Genomic DNA, 7,162 nt, shown 5'->3' on the forward strand with positions numbered 1-7,162 from the left:
TTTCTTATTGAATTGGAATATAACGTACGAATGCTTCAATTGCTTCGTAGGCTGCCAAACCTAATTCGTTGTAGAAAGCTGCTGTTGCGCGGTTTCTCTCTTCGGAACGTTGCCAGAAAAGGCGTTCGTCGTTGCCCAGAAAGGGTGCACTTTCCATCTGAGACTGATGTTTGAGAATGGCGTTGCGTTTCGAACGCAATTCTTCGGGACTCAGAGGTACGGCCATTTCTATATGGTCAATTTCCCATTCCATCCATGCACCACGGTACATCCAGATGCGGCAGTCGTTGAGCCATGATTCGTTCTTCAGGTCATCGATGGCGGCAAGTACCGCGTCAAGACACACTTTGTGCGTTCCGTGCGGGTCTGCAAGGTCACCTGCCACGTAGATCTGGTGTGGCTTTAACTCCTGTAAAAGCGCTTTTACAATTTCTATGTCAGCTTGCGAAATCGGTTTTTTCTTAATGGTGCCGGTTTCATAAAACGGCAGATTCAAAAAATGTACATTCCTGGAGGAAACACCTTCGAAACGACAAGCCGCTTTTGCTTCTCCCCTGCGAATCAATCCTTTCATGGATAATATTTCCGACAAAGGAATCTGGCCTTCGCCTCTGACCAGAAACTTCGATTGTATTTCGTAACGTGCTTTCAGATCTTTGTTGTCAGGTTCGAACATTTCGATGTACCCTTTGACAAAAGAGAGAAAACGGATGATTTCGTCATCGTTTACTGCAATATTTCCCGATGTTTCGTATGCCACATGCACTTCGTGGTGTTGATCAACAAGGCGTTTTAACGTTCCACCCATCGAAATAACATCATCGTCGGGGTGAGGACTGAATACAAGCACCTTTTTGGGATATGGTTTTGCCCGTTCGGGCCGATATGTGTCGTCTGCATCCGGCTTGCCACCCGGCCATCCTGTAATTGTATGCTGAAGATCGTTGAAAATCTTTATGTTACAATTGTAGGCAGATCCGAAAATGGTGAGCAATTCACTCAGGTTATGTTCCGTGTAATCTTTATCGGTAAGTTTAAGTATGGGCTTGTTGACTTGTTGACAAAGCCATACAATGGCACGGCGTATTAGTTTGTCGTCCCAATCGCAGGAAGTTACCAGCCACGGTTTGCTTATTCTTGTCAATTCTCCCGCTGCGTGAATGTCAATGACAAAAGAAGCATTGTTGTGAAGTTGCAGGAACGATGCCGGAAATGCAACAGATGCCGGTTCTTCAACAGCAGTGCGTACGACCGCCGATTTGTCTTCACCCCAAGAAAGCAATACGATACGTTTCGCTTTCATTATTGTACCAATACCTAAGGTAATCGAACTTACCGGAGGTTCTGAAAAACCAAGATGGCGAGCAGCTTCCTTACGCGATTCGCTGTTGAGCATGATTAACCGGGTGGCTGAGTTCAGTTGTGAACCCGGTTCGTTAAAACCGATGTTGCCACCTCTTCCAATGCCCAGTAACTGAAGGTCAATACCGCCCAGTGCGTTGATTTTTTCTTCAAACGCTTTGCAGTGTGCCATTACATCTTTGCGGTCAATGGTCGCATCCGGCGAAATGATATTGGCCGGATCAATGTCGATGTGGTCGAGCAGCATCTCTTTAATACGAGCTAAAAAACTTTTATCCATCGACTTGACTAATGGATAATACTCGTAAAGGTTTACTACTACTACTTTCTTGAAACTTAACCCTTCTTCCTTGTGAAGGCGTACCAGTTCCGAATACAATTCGATGCCGGCTCTTCCGCCGGTGAGGCCTAAAACGAACAATTCTCCCTTGCTGTTCTTCTCTTTTATCAACCCCTCAATTTCCGCAGCCACTTTTTTAGAGCCACGCAAAGCATCGTCAAAAATTTCCACTGGAACCTTTTCGAAACGCGTCAAAGCTGCCTGCTCGAAAGCATCGGTAGGATGGTAGAGGCGTTCAGGAATCCGGTTCAGTGTAATTTGTGAACTTAGATTTGTTCTCATAGCTAATGTTTATAAAAATATTTGATGGTAATAATACCCTTATCCATAAACCCGTCGGTTTATATAAAAAGTCCCGGACTTGTGGAGGAAGCCCGGGACTTTAATCTTAAATAACGCCTTGTGCCATCATGGCTCGCGCAACTTTCATGAATCCGGCAATGTTTGCACCTTTCATGTAGTTGATATAGCCATCGGGCTGTCGCCCGTAGTGTACACATTGGGAATGAATGCTTCCCATAATCTGGTGAAGCTTGGCATCCACCTCTTCGGCAGGCCATCCCAAATGCATGGCGTTTTGCGTCATTTCAAGTCCCGAAGTAGCAACGCCTCCTGCGTTGACTGCTTTCCCCGGACCGTACAATATTTTATTTGCAATAAACAAGTCTATTGCTTCGGGAGTGCAGCCCATATTGGATATTTCACCAACGCAGCGTACTCCATTTGCAATCAAATGTTTTGCATCTTCTTCGTTCAATTCGTTCTGAGTTGCGCAAGGTAGCGCAATATCAGCTTTTACTTCCCACGGACGTTTGTTTGGTACGAAAGTGGCGCCAAACTGTTCGGCATAAGGAGCCACAACGTCGTTGCAGGAAGCACGTAATTCAAGTAAATAGTCTATTTTGTCTCCCGAAACTCCATTCGGGTCGTAAATATAACCATCAGGACCGGAAATTGTTATCACTTTTGCTCCAAGTTGGTTAGCTTTCAGAGCGGCACCCCAAGCAACGTTTCCAAAACCGGAGATGGCCACGGTCTTTCCTTTCAACGAATCACCGGCCGTTTCGAGCATTTGTTGTACAAAGTATAGACCTCCAAAACCGGTAGCTTCCGGACGAATCAATGATCCTCCGTATTCGAGGCCTTTGCCCGTCAAAACGCCGGTAACAGTATTGGTCAGTTTTTTGTACATGCCGTTCAGGTAGCCGATTTCACGTGCTCCCACACCAATATCACCGGCCGGTACGTCAGTTTCGGGGCCTATGTGTTTCCAAAGCTCCAGCATAAACGACTGGCAGAATCTCATCACTTCGGCATCCGATTTGCCTCTTGGGTTAAAGTCCGAACCTCCTTTTGCTCCTCCCATCGGAAGAGTGGTCAATGCGTTTTTAAATATTTGTTCGAAGCCCAAAAATTTCAAAATAGACAGGTTGACTGACGAGTGAAACCGGAGGCCTCCTTTGTAAGGGCCAATAGCGTTGTTGAACTGAACGCGGTAACCCAGGTTGACCTGTACCTCCCCGTTGTCGTCAATCCAGGGAACTTTGAACGTGAAAATCCGGTCGGGTTCCACCAGACGTTCGGCTATTTTTGCTTTTTCGAACTCCGGGTGTTGGTTATAAACCTCCTCGATACTTAACAGCACTTCGTGTACTGCCTGCAAATATTCGTGTTCGCCGGGGTGTTTTGCTTCCAGCGAATGCATCAGTTTTTCTATATCCATGGTGTGATATTTTTGCTGCAATTTTAAGCATTCTCGGAGCAGAAAACAACTTTTCGAACTGTTATTTGGTAATTTTATGTATTAAATATACAAAAAATATGTATCTAAAATATAATTCGAGCAAATTGACACGAAGGTCATTTATCAATCTGATAGTGTATGTTTTAATTCAATGAACGTGTGACCGCTTATCCTTAATAATATGCTCACTTTGTCTGTTATTAAAGAGTTTTTGAAAAAATGCAGGTTAGTGTCGGTTATTTCCCCAGTAACAAGATTAAAGTACCGGTTATGACGCCTGCAAGACAAATAAATTTGACTTTAATATTCTTTTCTCTAAAGACAAAAGCTCCGATTGAGAATGATACTACAACTCCGGCTCTTCTAACGGTAGACAGAAGCGATATCATGGCGTCGGGATCGGAGAGTGCAAAGAAATAGACGAAGTCGGCCAGAGTAAGAAATACCGAAATGCCGATAATCGAATATCGCCACTGAAACGGAGTCGATGTTTTGCGTTTGGGATACCAGAGAAATAAAGTGATGATTCCCATGATAATTGACTGATAGAAAAGATAATAAACCTGAACTCCCACCCGGTTGAATTCTCTCATCAGAAACTTGTCATAAAGTCCGCTGGCGGCTCCCGTAAGCGCTGCTAAGATAATAAAAAAGACCCACTTATTGTTGTGAAAAACCACGCCTTCTTTCTTTCCGACCATTGAAAAAAGGTAAAACGAAATCAAGGTTACTGATACACCAATCCATTGATACGGGGACAATCTTTCCGAAAAAATGACCAACGCTCCCAGTAGCGTCCAAAGTGGTCGTGTGGCTTCAATCGGCGTGACGATTGTAATGGGCAGGTGCTTCATTGCGAAGTAGCCGAACAGCCACGAAGACAGTACCAATAACGATTTTAGTAAGATGAAAAAATGAGCTCTGCCATCCATTGGCGGAACATACAGCAGCGTGCCTTTCATCAAGTCGGGAAAATAGTGCGACAATACCGGCAGCGGCGATAAAATAAGACTGGAAATAACGATGGAAGAAAAAAGTACCGGAATAACGGCATTTTTTTGAAGCGAAACCTTTTTTGCAACATCGTAAATTCCTAACAAAAGTGCAGAGAGTGCACCCAATAATAACCACATAATCTTTTTGTTTTAAGAGCTATTCCGTCGATTTCATCATCGAAAGAAATAGCCGTTTTGCCTGAAAAATTTACTTAACTACGTTTTCGCCGGCTGCCTGCCAACTGTTGAAGCCTTTCTCAAGGTTGAGGATGCTGACAAATCCGAGTGTCAGCAATTTTCCGGAAGCTACTACGCTGCGGTGCCCGGAGCGACAATAGACCATCACGGCTTTGGTTTTGTCGAATTTTGAAACTTTAGCATCAAACTCAGGGTCGTTAACCGAGATGTTGACCGCATTGTTCAGATGTCCGGCGGCGAACTCTTCCGGTGTTCTGACATCGAGCAGCGTGACTGACGGATTTTTTGTCAGATACTTTTTGAACTGACTAACCGATAAATCGGTTCTGCCTTTCTGGTTTTGTTGTGCATTCAGGCTTAAAGCACAAATGAACAGCAAAATGGAGGCTGTAAGGAAAGTTTTTATTCGACTCATAATTGTTGGTGTATAAAAAAACTGCCCCGGCACGAATGCTGAGGCAGTATTATATTAGCTAATTTCAAGATTGAGAATTCCAGTATTCCATTTCTTTCGGGATGCTCATTTGAGATAATCTTGAATCATTGGAATCTTGAATTCTGAAATCTTCTTATTTGCATGCCTCTGCGATAGCAACGGCAACAGCAACGGTTGCACCAACCATTGGGTTGTTACCCATTCCGAGGAAGCCCATCATTTCAACGTGAGCAGGAACGGAAGAAGAACCAGCAAACTGAGCATCACCGTGCATACGACCCATAGTGTCGGTCATGCCATAAGAAGCAGGACCAGCAGCCATGTTGTCGGGGTGAAGGGTACGACCTGTACCACCACCTGAAGCAACAGAGAAATATGGTTTGCCTAATTCGTTGCATTCTTTTTTGTAAGTACCTGCAACAGGATGTTGGAAACGTGTTGGGTTAGTTGAGTTACCTGTGATGGAAACGTCAACGCCTTCAGCGCGCATGATAGCAACACCTTCGCGAACGTCGTCAGCACCGTAGCATTTTACTTTTGCACGAAGACCTGTTGAATAAGGTTTTTCTTTTACAACGTTCAAAGCGCCCGAAGCATAGTCAAACTGAGTTTGTACATAAGTAAAGCCGTTGATACGAGAGATGATCATAGCAGCATCTTTACCCAAACCGTTCAAAATAACGCGCAATGGGTTTGTACGTACTTTGTTTGCCATTTCAGCGATTTTGATAGCACCTTCAGCAGCAGCGAAAGATTCGTGGCCTGCGAGGAATGCGAAACACTGAGTTTCTTCGCGCAACAAACGAGCGCCGAGGTTACCGTGACCGATACCTACTTTACGATCGTCAGCTACAGAACCGGCAATGCAGAAAGACTGCAAACCGATACCGATTGCTTCTGCAGCGTCAGCAGCAGTTGTGCAACCTTTTTTGATAGCGATGGCAGCGCCTACTACGTAAGCCCATTTTGCATTTTCGAAGCAGATAGGCTGAGTTTCTTCACAAATTTTGTAAGGATCAATGCCCTTTGCATCGCAGATAGCCTTAGCTTCGTCGATGTCTTTGATTCCGTATTGATTGAGAGCCGCATTTACCTGGTTAATACGGCGGTCGTAACTTTCAAATAAAGCCATAATTTTTGTTCGAATTAAAAATTAATAATTAATAATACATCATTCTGCATCACGAGATTACTCGTGGCGCGGGTCAATATATTTAGCAGCTTCTTTGAAGCGACCGTACGAACCTTTTGCTTTTTCCAAAGCTTCAGCAGCATTAACACCTTTCTTAACCATGTCCATGAATTTGCCCATGTGAACGAATTCGTAGCCGATTACTTCACCGTCTTCGTCCAAGCCGATGCGCGTGCAGTAACCTTCAGCCATTTCGAGGTAACGAACGCCTTTAGCCAAAGTACCGTACATTGTACCTACCTGGCTGCGGAGACCTTTACCCAGATCTTCGAGACCGGCACCGATTGGCAGACCACCTTCCGAGAAAGCAGACTGAGAACGTCCGTAAGCAATTTGTAAGAACAATTCGCGCATTGCAGTGTTGATAGCATCGCAAACCAAGTCGGTATTCAATGCTTCAAGAATGGTTTTGCCGGGAAGTACTTCGGCAGACATAGCTGCAGAGTGAGTCATACCCGAACAACCGATAGTTTCGATCAAAGCTTCCTGGATGATACCGTCTTTGATGTTCAGTGTTAGTTTACAAGCGCCTTGTTGTGGTGCACACCATCCCACACCGTGAGTTAAACCGGAAATATCTTTAATTTCCTTAGCCTGAACCCATTTTCCTTCTTGAGGAATGGGAGCTGGTCCGTGGTTAGGACCTTTTTTTACCACACACATTTGTTCTACTTCATGTGAATAAATCATACCCTCTGAAATTTAAAATGTTGATTATTAAGTGTTTAATTAACAGCTCTTTGATATGCAAAGCTAACGAAATTTTTTGATAGCGGCAAATGACCGTGACCTATAATAAAGGTGAAAAATGGTCATATTAAACCCCGAAGGTTTCAAAAGTGAAGTGCACCCCAAAAGTTAGACAAAACTTTTGGGGTGTTTTGTTATGTATAGA

Annotated in this window: 6 protein-coding genes; all 6 read right to left on the reverse strand. The window is 44.2% G+C overall.

The genetic code is table 11. The annotated features are described in order from the left end of the window. Nucleotides 1-4: 4 nt before the first annotated feature. Nucleotides 5-1,984 (reverse strand): glucosamine-6-phosphate deaminase, encoded by a 1,980-nt coding sequence (locus F8N35_RS06115; RefSeq protein WP_293050474.1) that lies wholly within the window; start codon nucleotides 1,982-1,984, stop codon nucleotides 5-7. A 106-nt stretch (nucleotides 1,985-2,090) separates the two neighbouring features. After that, nucleotides 2,091-3,425: an NADP-specific glutamate dehydrogenase gene (gdhA, locus tag F8N35_RS06120; RefSeq protein WP_293050476.1), complete on the reverse strand. Its 1,335-nt coding sequence runs from the start codon at nucleotides 3,423-3,425 to the stop codon at nucleotides 2,091-2,093. A 257-nt stretch (nucleotides 3,426-3,682) separates the two neighbouring features. Continuing rightward, on the reverse strand, nucleotides 3,683-4,579 hold the full coding sequence (locus F8N35_RS06125; RefSeq protein WP_293050478.1) for an EamA family transporter: 897 nt from the start codon (nucleotides 4,577-4,579) through the stop codon (nucleotides 3,683-3,685). A gap of 70 nt (nucleotides 4,580-4,649) precedes the next feature. Next, entirely contained in the window at nucleotides 4,650-5,054 is a 405-nt protein-coding gene (locus F8N35_RS06130) for a rhodanese-like domain-containing protein (protein WP_293050479.1), read from the reverse strand. A 154-nt stretch (nucleotides 5,055-5,208) separates the two neighbouring features. Next, nucleotides 5,209-6,207 (reverse strand): GGGtGRT protein, encoded by a 999-nt coding sequence (locus tag F8N35_RS06135; RefSeq protein ID WP_068703947.1) that lies wholly within the window; start codon nucleotides 6,205-6,207, stop codon nucleotides 5,209-5,211. Between the two features lie 57 nt (nucleotides 6,208-6,264). Beyond that, a complete protein-coding gene (locus F8N35_RS06140; protein ID WP_068703945.1) occupies nucleotides 6,265-6,957 on the reverse strand; it encodes a hypothetical protein in 693 nt (230 codons plus the stop codon). Between the last annotated feature and the right edge of the window lie 205 nt (nucleotides 6,958-7,162).

It is taken from the genome of Paludibacter sp., assembly GCF_009712605.1.
In the GTDB taxonomy this organism is placed as follows: domain Bacteria; phylum Bacteroidota; class Bacteroidia; order Bacteroidales; family Paludibacteraceae; genus Microbacter.